The organism is Spiribacter onubensis, from assembly GCF_040838425.1.
Taxonomy (GTDB): domain Bacteria; phylum Pseudomonadota; class Gammaproteobacteria; order Nitrococcales; family Nitrococcaceae; genus Spiribacter; species Spiribacter onubensis.
Window position 1 is genome coordinate 32,101 of the sequence record NZ_JBAKFI010000004.1, and the last position, 17,309, is coordinate 49,409.

A 17,309-nucleotide genomic window follows, 5' to 3' on the forward strand; every position below is an offset into this window, starting at 1 on the left:
GACCCCGTTCATTCAGGCGATCATCGACCTTAGAAAAACAACGGGGCAGACATGGAAGGCACACTGGCGCTGGCGGCGGACAACCTGTCCTCGCCGATCATTCTTTTCTTTGTGCTCGGCGTTCTTGCGGCGTTCGCACGTTCGGACCTCTCGATTCCCGAGGCCATCGCCAAGGGTCTGTCGATCTATCTTCTGTTCGCCATCGGCTTCAAGGGGGGCGCCAGCGTGGCCTCGCATGGCGTCGATGCCACACTGATCCTGTCTTTGATCGCAGGCATCATCCTCTCATTTGCCATTCCACTGGTGGCCTTTGGGCTGCTCCGTGTGATGTCGAAACTCTCAGTGACTGACGCTGCAGCCGTGGCTGGCCATTATGGCTCCATCTCCATCGTCACCTTCGTCGCCGCCACCTCCGTGGCGCAGTCCGCCGGGCTCTCGCCGGAGGGCTACATGGTGGCGGTGGCGGCGGTGATGGAGGCACCCGCGATCCTCTCGGCACTATGGATCATCGCGCGTTTCGGCAAGCAGTCCGCGGAAATGGAGGAAGGCCTTGTCCGGGAGATCCTGCTGAACGGCTCCATCGTGCTGCTGGTGGGCTCGTTCCTGATCGGCTGGATCACCGGTGACGAGGGCATGAACATGATCGCCCCGTTCATCCAGGCGCCGTTCCAGGGCGTGCTATGCCTCTTCCTGCTCGACATGGGGCTGGTGGCCGGACGCGGTCTGCGCGAGGCGAAATCGGTACTCACCCCCGGTCTGTTCGCTTTCGGGGTGGTCATGCCGCCCATCGGTTCCGTTTTCGGCCTCGCGGCAGGCCTCCTGCTCGGGCTGAGCACGGGGGGCGTACTGCTCTTCATGACCCTGGCGGCCTCGGCCTCCTACATCGCGGTGCCGGCGGCCATGCGCGTGGCGCTCCCTGAGGCGAATCCGTCCATCTACCTGACCCTGTCATTGGGTGTAACCTTCCCGTTCAACCTCACCCTCGGCATCCCGATCTATCTCGCGGTGTCGCAGACGCTGACCGGAGGCTGATGCCATGCAGACCCACAAGGCGAAACGCGTCGAGATCATCATCGAGTCGATCATGGAAGAGCGCCTCAGTGCGGCCCTGATCAAGGCCGGCGTGACCGGATTCAGCGTGCTGCCGGTGCTGGGTGGCTCGGGCCGGTCCGGCCACTGGAGCGGTGAGGGCCAGATCAGCCGCGTGGGCGGGATGGTCAACGTGGTCTGCATCGTCCGGCCGGAGCGTGTGGACACCCTGCTTGATGCCGCCTTCGCCGTCGTTGAGCGGCATATCGGCGTCGTCAGCGTAGTCGACTGCGAGGTGCTGCGCGCCGAACGCTTCTAGACCGGCACGCCGTCACCCGACTGCGTCAGCAGTTGTCGCGCGGGACGATTAGGATGGACGCATGACGCGCTGGCATGGAACGCTTTTCCGATGAACGACGCCTTTCCGCCCGGCTTTGCCCAGATCCACGCCAACCGGCTCGAGACGCTGCGGGATCTGGCGGTCACTCACCTGCATGATCATCCGCTCGACCCGCTGGAGCACGAGACCGTGCTCATCCAGTCCAATGGCATGGCGCAGTGGCTCAAGCTCGCCTTTGCCGCCGAGGAAACCCCCGAGGCGGTGGGCTGCGGCATCGCCGCGGCACAGCGCTTCGTCCTCCCGCAGTCCTTCCTGTGGCAGTGCTATCGCGCCGTGCTGGGGCCCACCGAAGTCCCGGAGACCTCGCCATTCGACAAGGAGCGTCTGCAGTGGCGGATCTACCGGCTGCTACCCGGCCTTCTCGACACCGATCCCGAGACGTTCGTCCCGCTGATCCGCTTCCTCACCGGGGACACGGACCAGCGCAAACGCCATCAGCTCGCCCGGCGCCTGGCCGATCTCTACGACCAGTACCAGGTCTATCGGCCGGACTGGCTCGCTGACTGGCTGGAGGGGCGTGACGCGCTCCGCAATCCCCGGGGTGAGACCCTCTCACTCGCTGCCGACCAGCAGTGGCAACCGGGGCTGTGGCGGGCCCTGCACGCCGACATGGGCGAAGCCGCCCGCCGACTCTCTCGCCCCGGCATCCAGACACGATTCATCGCCGCCCTTGATGCCGCGGAGCCGGGTCATTTCGCCGCGCTGCCGCGCCGGGTGACGGTCTTCGGGATCACCTCCATGCCCCGCCCGGTCCTGGAGGCGCTGCATGCCCTCTCCCGTCACACCCAGATCCTGCAACTGATCCAGAACCCGTCGGGGTATTTCTGGGCGGATCTGATCGAGGATCGCGAACTGCTCAGGCTCGACCGGCAACGTCATCCGCGCAGGACGGGCACACCCGGCCACCCGCTGCTCGCCGCCTGGGGAAAGCAGGGTCGTGACTTCATCGGACTGCTCGCCGAGCTGGACGAGCCTGAACGCTACCGGGGCTGGTTCCAGTCCATTGATCTTTTCGAGCCCCCGATCGGCGACACCACCGATATCGAATCCGCGCCACTTCTCCAGCAGCTCCAGCAGGACATCTACGCGCTGACACCACTGCCTGCACCGGGCGAAGAACGCCCACTGGGCATGGACGACTCCATCCGTTTTCATCGCGCCCACAGTCGCCAGCGCGAAGTCGAGGTGCTCCACGATCGCCTGCTGGACGCCTTCGAGCGGGCCGACCGCGAAGGCCGCCCCCTTCGCCCGCGGGACATTATCGTCATGGTCCCGGATGTCGATGCCTACGCCCCGGCGGTCGAGGCGGTATTCGGCACGGTGGACAGCCGGGACGCGCGCTATATCCCCTATACCATCGGCGACCGCCGCAGTCGCAGTGAAGCGCCGGTGGCCGCCGCCATCGCTCAGCTCAGCGACCTGCCGAACGCGCGGCTCACCCTGGGCGACGTACTGGACCTGCTCGAGGTGGCGCCATTCCGCCGGCGCTTCGGCCTGGCCGAGGACGACGTCGCGCTGCTGCGACGGTGGTGTCGGGAGGCCGGCATCCGCTGGGGGCTTGATGGCCAGCAGCGCCAGCGGCTCGATCTGCCTGGCGCATTCGAGCAGAACAGCTGGCGGTTCGGCCTGCGCCGCCTGCTGCTCGGTTATGCCGTGGGCAGCGGTGATACCTGGCAGGGCGTTGAGCCCTACCCCGAGGTGGGCAGTCTGGATGCCGCGCTGCTTGGCCCCCTGCGCGCCCTGCTGGATACCCTTGAGGCCCAGCTCGCCGCCTTCAGCGAGCCAGCCCGGCCAGCCGAGTGGGCTCAGCGCGTGGAGACCCTGCTCGCCGACTGCTTCGCCCTGGAGGAGACCGACGACCTTGCGCTGGAAGCGCGTATGACGGACGCACTGCAGCAATGGGTCGCGGCCTGTGCGGAGGCGCAGTTCGACGAACCCGTCCCGCTCGTGGTGGCCCGCGATGCCTGGCTTGGCGCGCTGGAGGATGAGGGCCCGACCCAGCGCTTCCTGGCCGGGCGCGTGAATATCTGCACCATGATGCCGATGCGCAGCATCCCCTTCCGCATGGTCTGCCTGCTCGGGATGAACGAGGGCGACTATCCGCGCACGCGCCCGCCGGCGGATTTCGACCTGATGGCAGCGTCGGGACAGTACCGCCCGGGCGATCGCTCGGGCCGCGAGGACGATCGCTATCTCTTTCTCGAGGCGCTGCTCGCCGCCCGTGAGCGTCTTCATCTGAGCTGGATCGGACGCAACCCGCGGGACGACAGCGAACTGCCGCCGTCGGTGCTGGTCAGCCAGCTGCGTGATCATCTGGATCGCGGCTGGCGCCTGTACGGGCCCGACGGGAACAGGAGCGGACGGGTTACAGCGAGCACTGCGCTTACCGTGGATCATCCCCTGCAGCCCTTCAGCGCGCGTTATACCGGCGAGGGTGAATATTTCACCTATGCCCGGGAGTGGGAGACGGCGGCGACCGACAAGGCAGCGCTGCCCGGGGATGCCACCGGCTCCGATACGCTCCCGCCGCCGGCGCTGTCCGACCCCCACCCCATCAGCCTGCGGGATCTGAGCCGTTTCCTCCGCGATCCGGCCGGGCACTTCCTCGCCGAACGGCTCAAACTGCGCTTTGATGAAACCGGCGAGGTGACACCGGAGACGGAACCCTTCGAACTCGACGGGCTGGATGCGCATGCGCTGAATGAGGCGCTGCTTGCCCCTCTGAGACAAGACCCGCTGCCGGATGACCCGGCGGCGGCGATCGAGACCGCTGGCGAGCGGCTGCGGCGCGCCGGTCGGCTACCAGTGGGCGGTATGGGCCATCTGCTCCTGGACGAGGCCAGGAACGGCGCGCAGCAGGCGGCCGCTCGCTGGCAGCGCTGGATGGCGGAAGTCGCCGGGCATGAGCCTGCGCAGGAACTCCAGCTGCTTCGACAAGTGAGCGGGCAGGTCTTCCGGGTCGAGGACTGGGCAACGGGTATCTGCCGCCTGGCAGACGGTCGTCTGGTCCGACTCATCCTGAAGGCGGGCGATACCCGCAAAGACGGCAACCCCCACTACCCGAGACTCATACCGGAATGGCTGGCCCATGTGGCCATGAACGCCGGCGCGATCAACTGCGAGACCATCATTGTGGGGCATGATGGCGAGTATCCCTTCCCGGCCCTCGATACCGAGACGGCCACGGAGAGGCTTGACTGGCTGCTCGCCGGCTGGCTCGCCGCACTCGAGCGCCCCCTCCCCCTGCCCCAGCGCACGGTTTTCCGGTATCTCGCCGAAGCGCACAAAAAGCCACTCTCGGCGGAATCCATCGCGCCGTTCTACGAAGGCAACCCAAACCAGGCCGGTGAGGTGGATTACGCGGGTAGTGGCGCACTACGCCGCTGCTTCCCGGACGCCGCCTCGCTGCTCGAGCCGGGCAACGGCGAAGAGACGCTTTTCGCTTACTGGGCCGCTCGGCTCCATCAGCCCCTGATCGATCATCTCGGCCGGGAGGGCGAAGGATGACGCACCCGATCCCCCTCGACCCGCTCACGACACCCCTCGATGGCCGACATCTCATCGAGGCAAGTGCCGGCACCGGCAAGACCTTCACCCTGGCCGCGCTCTACCTGCGCCTGGTCCTCGGCCACGATCCGGCCAACCCCGACCGCGCCCCCATGTTGCCGCCGCAGATCCTGGTGATGACCTTCACCCGGGATGCCACCAAGGAGCTGCGCGAGCGCATTCGCGATCGCCTCGCCCAGGCGGCGCGCTGCTTTGCAGGTGTGGAGGCGCCCGATCCGGCGGATGCCATATTGCTGGGACTGCTGGCCGCCTACCCGGATGCGCCGGAGCGCGAGCGCCATGCCGATCACCTGCGCGCCGCCGCTGACTGGATGGACGAGGCCGCCATCTACACCATTCATGGCTTCTGTCAGCGGATGCTCCGGCAACACGCCTTTGACTCGGGAAACGCCTTCGACCTTGAGCTCTCCACCGACGACTCACTGATCGAGCGTGAGGCGATCGAGGATTACTGGCGTATCCATGTCTATCCGCTCGATGGCGATGCCCTGGTGGCACTGGGCGTCGTGCTCTCCGCCGGTCAGGGCGGTTCGGCGCGCTCGCCGGGCGCCCTCGCCCGCAGACTCCGCCCGCTGCTGGGCCGCAGCGAAATACTCGCCGAGACGCCGGCGGACGCCCCCACCAGGGCGATACAGACCACGGCCACCGACTGGCGAGCCGCGATCGATGGGCTGCGCCGCGCACTCGGCCCGAATGGCGAGGAATTGGACAGCCTCAGCGAGGCGCTGGAGTCGGCATGGGAGGCTAAGATTCTCTCGCGAGGCAACCGCCCGAAGCCGGATACCTGGCGCAATCGTCTCGAGCCGGCGCTTCGGAAATGGCTCAGCAGCGACGGCCCCCGGCTACCCGATATCGACCTCAGCCAGCTTGGCACCGAGGCGCTCAGCAAGGCCTGCCGGAGAAACCAGACACTGCCAGAGACACTCGCCGGGCATCCGGCAGTCGAGGCGATTGATGCACTCAACGCGCTTCAGACTGACCTGGCGGGCATGGCGCCGGCGCTTTACGCTCATGCCGCGCGATGGGTCGATCATCGGATGGAAGAGACCCGCCGCCAACGCGGCATCATCGGTTTCAGCGACATGCTCACCCGCCTGCGCGATGCCCTCGAGGGATCCACGGGCGGGGCGCGACTGGCGCGCGTCATCCGCGAGCAGTTCCCGGTCGCACTGGTGGACGAGTTCCAGGACACCGACCGCGTGCAGTACGCGATCCTCAATACCGTCTACCGGGACGATGCCGATGGCGAGTCCACCCACAGCGCCACCGGCCTGTTCCTGATCGGAGACCCCAAGCAGGCGATCTATGGCTTCCGCGGCGCGGATCTCGCGACCTACCTCGCGGCGGCGGAGGACGTGCCCGACGCGCAACGCCATACCCTCGCCCGCAACTACCGCTCAAGCGCCGACATGGTCAATGCGGTCAATGCGCTTTTCGGTGACTCGCCGCTGGCTCCCGGCCAGTTTCTGGAGAAGGGCATTGGTTTCCACCGCGTGGCGGCCAAGGGTCGCCAGGATCGGCTTGAGATCGACGGACAGCAGCCGCCGGCACTGACATTCTGGCACCTCGAGGCCCACGGCGAGGATGGCAGCGCGGAGAGCATCCCCATTCCGCAGTATCGCCGGGAGATGGCGGAAGTCGGCGCCGAGAGGATCCAGGCGCTCCTCGAGAAAGGCCGTCGGGGCGAGGCCGGGTTCCGTGGCGATGGGCCACCCCGGCCGGTGCGTCCGGCGGATATCGCGATCCTGGTGCGTACCGGCAAGGAGGCCGAGCTCATCCGCGCCGCCCTGAACCGCCGCGGCCTGACCTCGGTCTATCTCTCCGACCGCGACAATGTCCTGCAGACCCCCGAGGCACAGGATGTGCTGCGCTGGCTGCAGGCGATGGCCGAGCCGGAGTCGGAACGGCAGGTCCGCACCGCGCTCGGCACGGCCAGCCTGGCATGGGACTGGAAAACACTGGATGCGCTGTTCAGCAGCGATGCCCGCTGGGAGGCGGCCCTTGAGCAGTTCCACGACTATGCGGCCTTGTGGCAGCGGCGCGGCATCCTCCCGGCGCTACGCCGACTGATCCACGACTATGCCGTGGCACCGCGCCTGCTGGCGCGTCCCGGCGGCGAGCGCCGGCTGAGCAACCTCCTGCAGATCAGCGAGCTGCTGCAGGATGCGGCGGCGGGGCTGGATGGGCCGGCCAGTGTCATCCGCTGGCTCGAGGAGGCCATTAACGACGACGGCGAGACCACTCCCGACGAGCGGATCCTGCGCCTCGAGAGCGATGCCGCGCTCATTAAGGTCATCACGCTGCACAAGTCGAAGGGCCTGGAGTACCCGCTGGTGTTCATGCCGTTCGTCTGCGCCTACCGGACGAAGCAGGACGGCGCACCCTGGCTGGATCATGACGGAGATGAGGCCACTATCACCTTCGAGCCAACGCAGGAAGACGAGGATGCGGCCGAGCACCGTCGTCTCGCCGAGGATATGCGGCTGCTCTACGTCGGCATCACCCGCGCCATCCATGCCTGCTGGCTGGGTATGGCCGCCGTACGCCCGAGCGCCCGATCCGGCGCCAGAAAAGTCGTGCTGGACCGCTCGGCCATCGGCTGCCTGATCGGTTGTCCGGAGAAGGCCGCTCCCGAGGCGGTGGCAGACTGTCTCGACAGGGCCACCCAGGGCGATGCCGGCATGGCCACCGAAGGGGTCACGCCACCCGGCCGCATGGAATGCCATGAGGCGGCGACCGATGTGAGGCCGGCAATGGCCTCGGCCCGGCGCTACCATGGCCAGCCCCCCGGTTCGGAGAATTGGTGGATCGCCAGTTACAGCGCGCTGGTGGCCGAGGGGCCGAAGGCCTGGACGCCCGGGAGTGCGCAGGAGGCGGTGCTGGAAGAAGCGGTCGCCGATGAACGCCACCCAACGGCTCCAGCAAAACCGCCCGGACCCCTCGTGCCCGACCCGGAAAGCCCCCACGCCGTTCCCTCCGGCCCGACCACCGGCACGCTGGTCCACAATCTCCTCGAGTCGCTGGCGGCACGACAATTCCCCGCCGTGGATGAACCGCCGTTTCGGCAGGTGCTCGAGCGCAGGCTCAACACAGGGCGCTGGCAGGAGTGGCGGCCGGTCATCCAGCAATGGCTTGGTCAGGTCACCGGGTTGGCGCTGCCCCTGCCGGATAGTCCGGGGCTTCGCCTTGCCGATCTGGGACCAGATGATTACATCGCCGAACTGGAGTTCCTCGTCTCAGTCGGCAATGTCCGCGCCCTCGATATCGACACCATCATCCGCCGTCACACACTGGATGACGCCGGCCGGCCCGCCCTTGGCGAGAATGACCTCAATGGCATGATCAAGGGCTATATCGATCTTGTTTTCGTGCACGACGGCCGATATTGGGTGATGGATTACAAGTCGAACCACCTCGGCCCTGCCGATCGCGACTACGATGCGGACAGCCTGCGCGCCGCCGTCATGGACAAGCGCTATGACGCCCAGTACGCCCTCTACCTGCTGGCGCTGCATCGCCTGCTGCGCGCTCGGCTGGGGGATGAATACGACTATGACCAGCATGTCGGCGGTGCCATCTGCTGGTTCCTGCGCGGCATCCACCATCCGGGCCGCGGGCTGCATGCCGAGCGACCGGAACGCGCGATGGTCGAGGAACTGGATGCCCTGTTCCGCCACGAGGTGCGCCATGACCAATGAGGCCCTACCCCGCAGCGGGCGACTTCCCGGCTGGCTCCAGCGCTGGGTGGCCGACGGCTGGCTGCGTGGCACGGATACCGCCTTTGCCGCGCTCCTGGCCGAGGACGGCGCCGAGCGCAGCGAAACCGTCCTGAGCCTGGCGGCCCTCGCGAGCCGCCAGGTGGGCGAGGGGCATACCCGGCTGGATCTGGAAGCGGCCCTGCGCGAACCGGAGAGCCTCTGGCCGGAACCACCCGACGACACCCGTGAAGCCGACGGCCCGACATGCTGGCTGCATGGACTGGACCTGACAGACGCCCTACAGGCGCTGACCGGCTCGGCCGTCGTCGATATGCCCGATCCCGACGCGGCAGAGGACACCGGGACCGCACCGCTTGTACTGGACGGCCATCATCTCTACCTGCGCCGCTACTGGGCCAACGAGCAGCTCATCCGAGCGGCGCTGGATGCCCGCCTCCACGCCCCGAAAGAGACGCTGCCCGGTCTTCGCAGTCGACTGGATACGCTCTTCCCGCCGCAGGAGAAGCAGCCTGACTGGCAGCGGGTGGCCTGCGCGCTGGCGAGTCGGTCGCGCTTTACTCTCATCACCGGCGGGCCAGGCACCGGAAAGACGCGTACCGTCCTGCGCCTGCTCGGTCTGCTGCAGGGCCAGCGCATGGATACCGAGCCGGATCAGCCTCTGCGCATCCGTCTTGCCGCCCCCACGGGCAAGGCCGCGGCACGGCTCGGTGAGTCCATCAGCGGCGAGATCGACGCCTTACCCCTCCCCGAATCCATCCGCGCGGCCATTCCCCGCGAAGTCAGCACTCTGCATCGGCTGCTCGGGCCGCGCCCCGGCAGCCGGCTGTTCCGGCATGACCGTTACAACCCCCTGCATGCGGATCTGATCGTGGTCGACGAGGCGTCGATGATCGACCAGGAACTCACCGCCCGACTGTTCGACGCCCTCCGGCCAGAGACCACACTGGTGCTGCTGGGTGACAAGGACCAGCTCGCCTCCGTGGAGGCCGGCGCGGTGCTCGGTGAACTCTGCAGGGGCGCCGATGACGGCGACTACACTGCGGAGACCATCGCCTGGGTGGCCAATGCCAGTGGTGATGACATCAGCGCGTGGCAGGGCAGCGGCACGGCGCTGCAGCAGCATGTCGTCAAGCTTCGCGAGAGCCGGCGATTCAGCGCCGAGAGCGGCATCGGCGCCTTCGCCGAATCCGTTCGGCTGGGAGATTATCGGCGCGCCGCCGCCGTGCTGGATGGCGGTGACGATGATATCCGGCGCACGCCACTGCGCGACGCCACCGATCCCCGAATCGACGCCGCCGGCGCCGAGGGCTATCACGCGTACCTGGACCGATTGCACGGCACACGCCCGGCGACGGATGACTGGGAGGCAACCAGCGCCTGGGCTCGGGACGTCCTCCAGGCCTTCGCGGCTTTTCAGGTGCTCGCCGTTATCCGCCACGGACGGCTGGGTGTCAGCGGGCTCAATGAACGCATTGCCCGGCGGCTCAAGGCCGATGGCTGGATCGCCCGGGATACGGGATGGTTTGAGGGCCGTCCAGTCATGGTGGTGCGCAATGATTATGAGCTGGGTCTCATGAACGGTGACGTGGGGATCTGCCTGGAGACGCGCCTGCCCGGCGAGGACGAACCACGCCTGCGCGTCGCCTTCGATCTACCGGATCAGGGCATCCGGCTCTTTCTCCCCAGTCGACTGGAGGCCGTGGAGACGGTGTTCGCCATGACCGTGCATAAGTCCCAGGGATCGGAATTCGAGGACGTTCTGATCGTCCTGCCCCGGCCGGAACTGCGGCTGGCCGGCCGCGAGCTGCTCTACACGGCGGTCACCCGGGCCAGGCGCCATTCGGTGATCGCACACCCGGGCCCGTCATAAGCCATCGGAGCGGCGATACTGCCCCGCCGCCCGATTGAGTCGCTCGGCGATCTCATCGCGGAGCGTCTCCGGCGCGATCACTTCGACCTGATCACCGAGCCCCAGCAGCCACCAGCGGATCTGGGCGGTGTCCGCCACCGTCGCCCGGAGCTGCATTCGCCCATCAGCGGACCCGGTCATTCGCTGGTCATCGCTCAAGGGCGTTTCCGCGAGGTGAACGGCCGTCTCCGGTGTGAGCATCAGTTCAAGGTGCAGCGGCTGCGATCCCATCCTGAAATCCAGGCCGCCATCTTTCACATAGCGCTGCAAGTCAAAGTCCGCCGGACGTTCCGCCGGTGCATCCAGCGGCTCCGCCGACTGCATCCGATGCAGCGCCATCTGCGCGATCCCCTCCCGGCCGTCCCGCATGCAGATCAGGTAAACCACCCCATCGCGGAAGACGATGCCGAGCGGATGAATGACATAGTCCTGAACACTATCGTCATAACGACGGTGATATCGCGCGCGGAACTGCCGGTCATTGAAGAGCGCGTCGTAAACCGTCTCGAGGATGACCGGGTCGATGGTGGGCGCGATGAGTGTCTGGCCACGGGTCACGGTCTGGATCTTCTCCGGCCAGGCGCTGACCGGGCTCTCCATGTCGGCGAGGATCGCACCGGCGCGCTGGAAATAAGGCGCCAATGCATTCAGGGTCGCCGGCGCCATGAGTTGCCCGGAGAAATGCTCCGCGAGCTTGAATGCGAGCGCGGTCTGCGGCTCCATGCCAGGGATGTCCAGCTGCGCGGCCTGCCGGTCCCATGACCAACCATGGGGTCGGCTGCGGTCGTCCAGCAAGAGACCAAACAGCGCGCCGGACAGGCGCAGCAGGTCACGCTGAATGGTGCGTTCGGTGACGGTATAGCCCTGCTCGAGAAGCTGTGTCCGCAATGCCCGCACGGTGACCTTTCGCGGGTAGCGCGGGATCTGCCGCAGCATTACCCACTGGCGCAGCAGTGTGTCCGTCATGGCTTCCTCATCCCTGAATGCCCGTACTGCGCCGATGCTACTGCGCAGGGCGCGGGAATTGGAAATCCGCGGCGCCCGGAGCGTCTTGACCCGTGGCATCCATCGCCACACAATCAGGAATCATTCTCAACGAGGAGCCAGGATGGCGTCAGCGTCCAATCCCTGCACCGGTGTCTGCAAGTTCCAGCAGCAGGTCTGCCTATCCTGCGGACGGCTGCGTGTCGAGAAAAAGCGCTGGAAAAAGATGAACAAGGCAAAGCGTCGCGAGGTGGTCAGCCAGTCCGCCGTCCGACTGGCCGCGCTGGGCGATCGCGCTATTCCCAGCAAGAAAGCCCGTCGCAAGGCGAAGAAGCAGGCCGCCGCGGTACCGACACATCCGCCGGCGACGCCGGTGCGCGTCAAACCCGAATCCCTTGACCTCGGCGAGCCCATCCTCGGGCGGGACGCGCCACTACCGATCGTCGATGCCGATGCCGCCAGAGATGCGAGAAAGGCCTGGAAGAAAGCCCGCAAGCTCGCCAGAAAGGCGAAGAAGACCGCACGTCGGGCGCGCGAGGCCGAAGCCCGCGCCCGTGGCCTGCCGCCCGAGGAACACGCCCGGGCGCTCAACCCCTCGCGCCAGCCTGCCGCCCGGGGTGTTCATTAAGCGGCTCAGCAGCCGGCGCACTCAACCGTCGCACACCGCCTGACGGGCCGCTTGCTGTCCAATCCCTCGACCCGAGGGCAGGACCGACCCCGAGTTGGTGAGAAAAGCGCGGATATCGCCGAGCACGGCCGGCGATCCACTGTAGCGCGTGAGCATGTGATAACCATCCGGATAGAATGCGGCCCGCCACGGCGTCCCGGCTGGGAGCGCACTGAACATGGCGCAGGCCGCCTCCGGGGGAATCACCTCGTCCATCCCGCCATACTGAATCAGCGTGGGTGGGCCATCGAAACGCGGTAGCGCCTGCAGCGCCTGGTCCATCAGATCAGCAATCCCCGCCATTGCGTCGACGCTGGGCGCCCGGATCCAGCGCGGGTCGTTGCGCAGTGCCTCCATCACCGTCGGTTCGTCTGTCGGCTCGATGTCCAGGTTCTGACTGCTGAGCGTGAGGTCGGGCGCGACCTGCTCACCCGCCCATAGAGCGAAGCGCTGATACCAGGGCATGACACCCCGGCCCCAGAATGCCGGTGCGACCAGCACCGCGCTTTTCACGTCGGGCGACGGCGAACGATCCATGAGCAGGCTGGCCACCGCGCCCCCCATGCTCAGGCCGATGAGATGGATGGGTGTCTGCGGATAACGTTGTCGTAGCCGGTTGAGTGCCCAGCGCGCGTCCGAGATGAGCTGGCCGGCGCCTGGCCAGGCGCCGCGCTGATCGGATCCACCAAAGCCACGCTGGTCATAGGCATAAACCGCGATATCCGCTGCGCTCATCGCCCGCGCCACGGCGATGAACCCGCCCGCATGGTCGTTGAAGCCGTGGAGTCCCAGGATGACCGCCGAGGGTGAGCCGCCGGCCTCCGGCGCCGGCCCCCAGCGCCGGAGCGGTAGTGCCGTCCCGTCGGGCATGACCAGACGATGAGGGGTCGGCCCATGGACGGTTGATTGATCCGCTGCCGGGGCCACCGACGTCTCGAGGGCATCCAGATCGAGATGGAGGCCACGTCCCGCCGGCATGGACTCAAGGGCCATGGCGGACGTCGTCATCGCCGTGATGAGCCCCATGATCATCCGGGCCATCCGGCGGCGGGTCAGCCGGGCCTCAAGGAGCAGGGCTGGCGACCAGACTATTGGCTAATGAGGTCTGGACGACTCCGGCGATCTGCTCCGCGGTCACTGCGGAAAGGGTCCAGCCCAGATGACCATGGCCGGTGTTGTAGAACACTCCGGAATGCCGGCCTTGGCCCACCCGCGGCATCATGTTCGGCATCATCGGCCGCAGACCCGCCCAGGGGATGGCCTGCCGGGTGCTGACATCGGGGAAGCACTGCTTGACCCAGTCCAGCAGCGGCTGGATGCGATCATCCCGGATATCCCGGTTGTAGCCGTTGAACTCCGCGGTACCGGCCACCCGGAAGCGATCTGCACCAAGCCGGCTCGAGACGAGCTTGGTCTCGTCATCGAGCAGGCTCATCCAGGGGGCGGCATCCCGGGAGAGTTCGTCCTCGAGCTCGACAGTGATGGAATAGCCCTTGACGGGATAGACGTTGAGGCGGTCGCCGAACCGCGCCGCGAGACCCCGGCTGCCGACGCCGGCACAGACCACGACGCCATCGAACGACTCCCGCCCCCCGGCGGATTCCACCCAGGCGCCATCGGCCGCCGTACCGACATCGCGGATGGCGCAGTCGTAGCGCATATGGGCACCGCGGCGCTCAATGGCCTGCGCGAGGCCATGGGTGAACTTGTGGATATCCCCAGTGCTGTCACTCTCGGTGTAGAAGCCGCCGTAATAGTCACCCCGCAGGTTGGGCTCCAGCGCCCGCATCTCCTCCGGTGAAACGGCACGACGATCGAGCCCACCTTCAGCCAGCAGCCGAGTGACTTCGGTTGCATGATCGAAGCCCGCCTTGTCGCGGTAGATGTGGAGAATGCCGCGCTGTTCGAGATCGAAATCGATGCCCTCCCGGCGCCCCCAGTCAAAGAGGTAGTCCCGCGCAGCGATCGCCAGGCGCGCGGTCTCGGTGGTGTTATCCGCGTAGTGCCTTGTGGCGGCGACGAACTCGGCGAACCATGAGAGCTTGTGCCAGGACGGCTTCGGGTTGACCAGCAGCGGGGCATCGGCCCTCAGCATCCAGCGCAGCCCCTTCATGATGGTGGGCCAGTGGTTCCAGACCTCGGCGTTGGAGGCCGAGAGCTGGCCGCCGTTGGCAAAGGAGGTCTCCATTGCCGCGTAGCGGTTGCGCTCGAATACGGTGACCTCGAAGCCGCGGTTGATCAGCGCATAGGCCGTGGTGATGCCAGTGATTCCGCCGCCGATGACTGCAATGTGGTTCATCGTCGATCTCCCAGTCCGGTCGCGTGCACCCGTCGCCCTGCGGCGACCCGTGCCCCTTCCGTCCTGGTGCCTGAGAGATTCACGGCGCGACCCGGGCCACGTCCGCTTGCTCCTTCGGCGAGCCGGTATTGGTTGCCGGCTGCTTTTCGGAATGTTCAGCACGCAGGCGGTCCGGGTGCCTGAGAGATTCCGGGGCGGTTGCTCCTTCGGCGCCGGCATCGAATGCCGGACTCTCCCGCCTGCGCTGAATTATGAGTCTCCGGGATTCCTCTTGACATTTCAACAGATCAACCATCGCTTGGTGACCGGATGACCATGAGGCGTATACTCATGGCCATGGGAAAGTTCAACAGTACCAACGTCTTCGGTGAGGAACTGCAGCCCTGCGGTCAGGATCCGATCACGGGTTTTTTCCGCGATGGCTGCTGCAATACTGGTCATGAGGATGGTGGCATGCATACCGTGTGCGCGATTGTCACCGAGGCCTTCCTCTCCTTCTCCCGCAGCCGCGGCAACGATCTCACCGCTCCCGTACCATTCGCGGATTTCCCGGGCCTCGAGCCCGGTGACCGCTGGTGTCTGTGCGCCGGCCGCTGGCTGGAAGCCTACCGGGCCGGCGTGGCGCCGCCCGTGGACCTGGCCGCAACCCATGAAGAGACGCTGGCCGTGATTGATCTCGCGACACTGCAGCGTTTCGACCAGAACGCGCCGGACGGCGGCTAGATGCGTCTCAGCAGTCCGGAATTCTCCGACGGCGGCGAACTGCCCTGGAGCATGTCCGCAGCCAACGAGAACCGCATGCCGCCGCTGGAGCTCCATGAAGTCCCCGGCACGGCGGCGAGCCTCGCATTGCTGCTGGAGGACCTGGATTCGCCGGTGGGCGAGCTCACCCACTGGCTCGCCTGGAACCTGCCACCCGCGACATCCCGCATCAGTGCAGTGGACCTGCCGGATGAGGCGATCGTGGGCATGAACGGCTTCGGCAAGACCGGCTACAAGGGGCCAATCCCGCCCGAGGGGCGGCATGTCTATCGCTTTACGCTGCTGGCGCTCGACCGGGCCCTTGAGCTGACCACGGGCGCGACGCGGCGCCAGTTTGATACCGCCATCCGGGGCCATGTCCTGGCGACGGCGACACTGGAGGGCGGTATTTCCCGAACGCGGGAGGGGGGCTAGGTCGTGGCGCGCCACTACCGCGCGGACGCGTTCTTCGCCACCGTCAATCCGACCGTCTTCATGGCCTCGGCGCTGATCATCGGCGGTTTCGTCGCCTTCGGGGTCCTGCTCCCGGATACCGCCAGCCTGGCATTCTCGGGCCTGAATGCGTTCATCACCGAATACCTGGGCTGGAGCTATCTCCTGGCGGCCACGTTTTTTGTCGGCTTTCTGCTCTGGCTCGGCTTCAGCCGCTACGGCAGCATACGGCTCGGCCAGCCGAACGACCGCCCGCAGTTCCGCTTCACTGCCTGGTTCGCCATGCTCTTCAGCGCGGGCATGGGCATCGGCCTGGTGTTCTGGAGCATTGCCGAGCCGATTCTGCACTACCAGAATCCGCCAAGCGGTCCCGGCGAGACGCCACAGGCCGCACGGCAGGCGATGATCTATACCTTCTATCACTGGGGGCTGCATGCCTGGGCGGTCTATGTGGTCCTGGGGCTCTCGGTGGCCTACTTCAGCTTCCGCCACCGCTTGCCGCTGACCATCCGCTCCATCTTCTATCCCCTGCTCGGCGACCGCATCTACGGGCCCATCGGCCATGTCATCGACATCCTGGCCGTATTCGGCACGCTCTTCGGACTGGCCACCTCGCTCGGGTTCGGCGCCATGCAGCTCAACACCGGCCTTAACATTCTGGTGGGCATGCCGGTGGGGCCGATCTGGCAGGTGGCCATCATCGCCACAATCACCGGCTTTGCGGTCATCTCCGTGATCTCGGGGATCGATCGGGGGCTGAAATGGCTGAGCATGTTCAACCTGGGCCTGGCGCTGATCTTCATGGCCTTCATCTTCCTTGCCGGCCCCACGCTCTTTCTCATCCGCTTTCTGCTGGACTCCACCGGGGGCTACCTGCAGCAGATCGTCGGGATGAGCCTGCATACCGGCGCAATCAACGGCAGTGAATGGCAGAAAGACTGGACCATGTTCTATTGGGGCTGGTGGATTGCCTGGTCACCGTTTGTTGGCATTTTCATCGCGCGCATATCCCGCGGCCGGACGATTCGCGAGTTCATCATCGGCGTGCTCGCCCTGCCGACGCTGTTCGTCTTTGCCTGGCTGACCGTCTTCGGGGGAACCGCGCTATACATGGAAGTCTTCGGCACGGCCCAGGGGCTCGCTGCCGCGGTCAACGAAGACACCACGGTGGCGCTCTACCGCACGCTGGCGGAACTGCCCTGGACGACCGTCTCATCCGCCCTCGCGACGTTGCTGATCGCCACCTACTTCGTGACGTCGTCCGACTCCGGGACCTTCGTGGTCGACTCGCTGATCTCGCGGGGCGCAAAGCACTCACCCCGTCGGCAGCGGGTGATCTGGGGTATTACCGAAGGTGCCATCGCCGCCACACTGCTGCTGGTCGGCGGAGAGGAGGCCTTGCAGAGCCTGCAGACCGGCGCGCTGACCGCCGGATTCCCGGTCGCGATCATTCTGATGATCTGTTGCATCAGCCTGTTAAAGGCGCTCCGCCGCGAGTACCGTGTCCCAGGCGTCAAACCCTCACTTGAATAACGGACCCG

General features: G+C 66.5%; 12 protein-coding genes and 1 riboswitch. Of the genes, 9 read left to right on the forward strand and 3 right to left on the reverse strand.

The window, feature by feature from the left end; all coding sequences use genetic code 11:
* Positions 1–51: 51 nt before the first annotated feature.
* The 5 genes from V6X63_RS07960 (at position 52) to recD (ending at position 10,585) form a co-directional block, all read left to right on the forward strand.
* Complete coding sequence (locus V6X63_RS07960) at positions 52–1,032, forward strand: sodium-dependent bicarbonate transport family permease (RefSeq protein WP_367966460.1); 981 nt, start codon at positions 52–54, stop codon at positions 1,030–1,032.
* Positions 1,033–1,036: 4 nt separating this feature from the next.
* Positions 1,037–1,348, forward strand: coding sequence for a P-II family nitrogen regulator (locus V6X63_RS07965; protein ID WP_367966459.1), 312 nt, complete (start codon positions 1,037–1,039; stop codon positions 1,346–1,348).
* 90 nt (positions 1,349–1,438) lie between these two features.
* Positions 1,439–4,936: an exodeoxyribonuclease V subunit gamma gene (recC, locus tag V6X63_RS07970; protein ID WP_367978577.1), complete on the forward strand. Its 3,498-nt coding sequence runs from the start codon at positions 1,439–1,441 to the stop codon at positions 4,934–4,936.
* A complete protein-coding gene (recB, locus tag V6X63_RS07975) occupies positions 4,933–8,694 on the forward strand; it encodes an exodeoxyribonuclease V subunit beta (RefSeq protein WP_367966457.1) in 3,762 nt (1,253 codons plus the stop codon). Before recC ends, recB begins: the two co-directional genes overlap by 4 nt.
* Complete coding sequence (gene recD, locus V6X63_RS07980) at positions 8,684–10,585, forward strand: exodeoxyribonuclease V subunit alpha (protein ID WP_367966456.1); 1,902 nt, start codon at positions 8,684–8,686, stop codon at positions 10,583–10,585. Before recB ends, recD begins: the two co-directional genes overlap by 11 nt.
* Here recD and V6X63_RS07985 read toward each other — a convergent pair.
* The gene (locus V6X63_RS07985; RefSeq protein ID WP_367978578.1) at positions 10,580–11,590 is read right to left on the reverse strand and encodes a helix-turn-helix transcriptional regulator; all 1,011 of its coding nucleotides are present in this window, start codon (positions 11,588–11,590) and stop codon (positions 10,580–10,582) included. The genes recD and V6X63_RS07985 overlap by 6 nt on opposite strands.
* A gap of 142 nt (positions 11,591–11,732) precedes the next feature.
* On the opposite strand from V6X63_RS07985, the gene V6X63_RS07990 reads away from it, so the two are divergent.
* Positions 11,733–12,236: a DUF1289 domain-containing protein gene (locus tag V6X63_RS07990; protein ID WP_367978579.1), complete on the forward strand. Its 504-nt coding sequence runs from the start codon at positions 11,733–11,735 to the stop codon at positions 12,234–12,236.
* Positions 12,237–12,257: 21 nt separating this feature from the next.
* On the opposite strand, the gene V6X63_RS07995 is transcribed toward V6X63_RS07990, so the two are convergent.
* Together V6X63_RS07995 and V6X63_RS08000 are read right to left on the reverse strand one after the other, a co-directional pair.
* Positions 12,258–13,307, reverse strand: a complete 1,050-nt coding sequence (locus tag V6X63_RS07995) for an alpha/beta hydrolase (protein WP_367966453.1) — start codon at positions 13,305–13,307, stop codon at positions 12,258–12,260.
* Between the two features lie 31 nt (positions 13,308–13,338).
* Entirely contained in the window at positions 13,339–14,574 is a 1,236-nt protein-coding gene (locus V6X63_RS08000; protein WP_367966451.1) for a D-amino acid dehydrogenase, read from the reverse strand.
* A gap of 157 nt (positions 14,575–14,731) precedes the next feature.
* A riboswitch (glycine riboswitch) is annotated at positions 14,732–14,822 on the reverse strand.
* Between the two features lie 88 nt (positions 14,823–14,910).
* Between V6X63_RS08000 and V6X63_RS08005 the strand changes: the two genes are divergently transcribed.
* From V6X63_RS08005 to V6X63_RS08015, 3 genes are read left to right on the forward strand one after another with little or no spacing between them, the layout of a single operon-like run.
* Positions 14,911–15,297: a DUF2237 family protein gene (locus V6X63_RS08005; RefSeq protein ID WP_367966450.1), complete on the forward strand. Its 387-nt coding sequence runs from the start codon at positions 14,911–14,913 to the stop codon at positions 15,295–15,297.
* Positions 15,298–15,750: a YbhB/YbcL family Raf kinase inhibitor-like protein gene (locus tag V6X63_RS08010; protein WP_367966449.1), complete on the forward strand. Its 453-nt coding sequence runs from the start codon at positions 15,298–15,300 to the stop codon at positions 15,748–15,750. It abuts the gene before it with no gap.
* A 60-nt stretch (positions 15,751–15,810) separates the two neighbouring features.
* On the forward strand, positions 15,811–17,301 hold the full coding sequence (locus tag V6X63_RS08015; RefSeq protein ID WP_367967825.1) for a BCCT family transporter: 1,491 nt from the start codon (positions 15,811–15,813) through the stop codon (positions 17,299–17,301).
* The last annotated feature ends 8 nt before the right edge of the window (positions 17,302–17,309 follow it).

What these genes read in the sequence shown, in the direction of transcription:
- recC (WP_367978577.1), top strand. Translation starts at nt 1,439, where the DNA reads ATGAACGACGCCTTTCCGCCCGGCTTTGCCCAGATCCACGCCAACCGG.
- V6X63_RS08000 (WP_367966451.1), bottom strand. Translation starts at nt 14,574, where the DNA reads ATGAACCACATTGCAGTCATCGGCGGCGGAATCACTGGCATCACCACG.
- V6X63_RS08010 (WP_367966449.1), top strand. Translation starts at nt 15,298, where the DNA reads ATGCGTCTCAGCAGTCCGGAATTCTCCGACGGCGGCGAACTGCCCTGG.
- recB (WP_367966457.1), top strand. Translation starts at nt 4,933, where the DNA reads ATGACGCACCCGATCCCCCTCGACCCGCTCACGACACCCCTCGATGGC.
- V6X63_RS07965 (WP_367966459.1), top strand. Translation starts at nt 1,037, where the DNA reads ATGCAGACCCACAAGGCGAAACGCGTCGAGATCATCATCGAGTCGATC.
- V6X63_RS08005 (WP_367966450.1), top strand. Translation starts at nt 14,911, where the DNA reads ATGGGAAAGTTCAACAGTACCAACGTCTTCGGTGAGGAACTGCAGCCC.
- V6X63_RS07990 (WP_367978579.1), top strand. Translation starts at nt 11,733, where the DNA reads ATGGCGTCAGCGTCCAATCCCTGCACCGGTGTCTGCAAGTTCCAGCAG.
- V6X63_RS07985 (WP_367978578.1), bottom strand. Translation starts at nt 11,590, where the DNA reads ATGACGGACACACTGCTGCGCCAGTGGGTAATGCTGCGGCAGATCCCG.
- V6X63_RS08015 (WP_367967825.1), top strand. Translation starts at nt 15,811, where the DNA reads ATGGCCTCGGCGCTGATCATCGGCGGTTTCGTCGCCTTCGGGGTCCTG.
- recD (WP_367966456.1), top strand. Translation starts at nt 8,684, where the DNA reads ATGACCAATGAGGCCCTACCCCGCAGCGGGCGACTTCCCGGCTGGCTC.
- V6X63_RS07960 (WP_367966460.1), top strand. Translation starts at nt 52, where the DNA reads ATGGAAGGCACACTGGCGCTGGCGGCGGACAACCTGTCCTCGCCGATC.
- V6X63_RS07995 (WP_367966453.1), bottom strand. Translation starts at nt 13,307, where the DNA reads ATGATCATGGGGCTCATCACGGCGATGACGACGTCCGCCATGGCCCTT.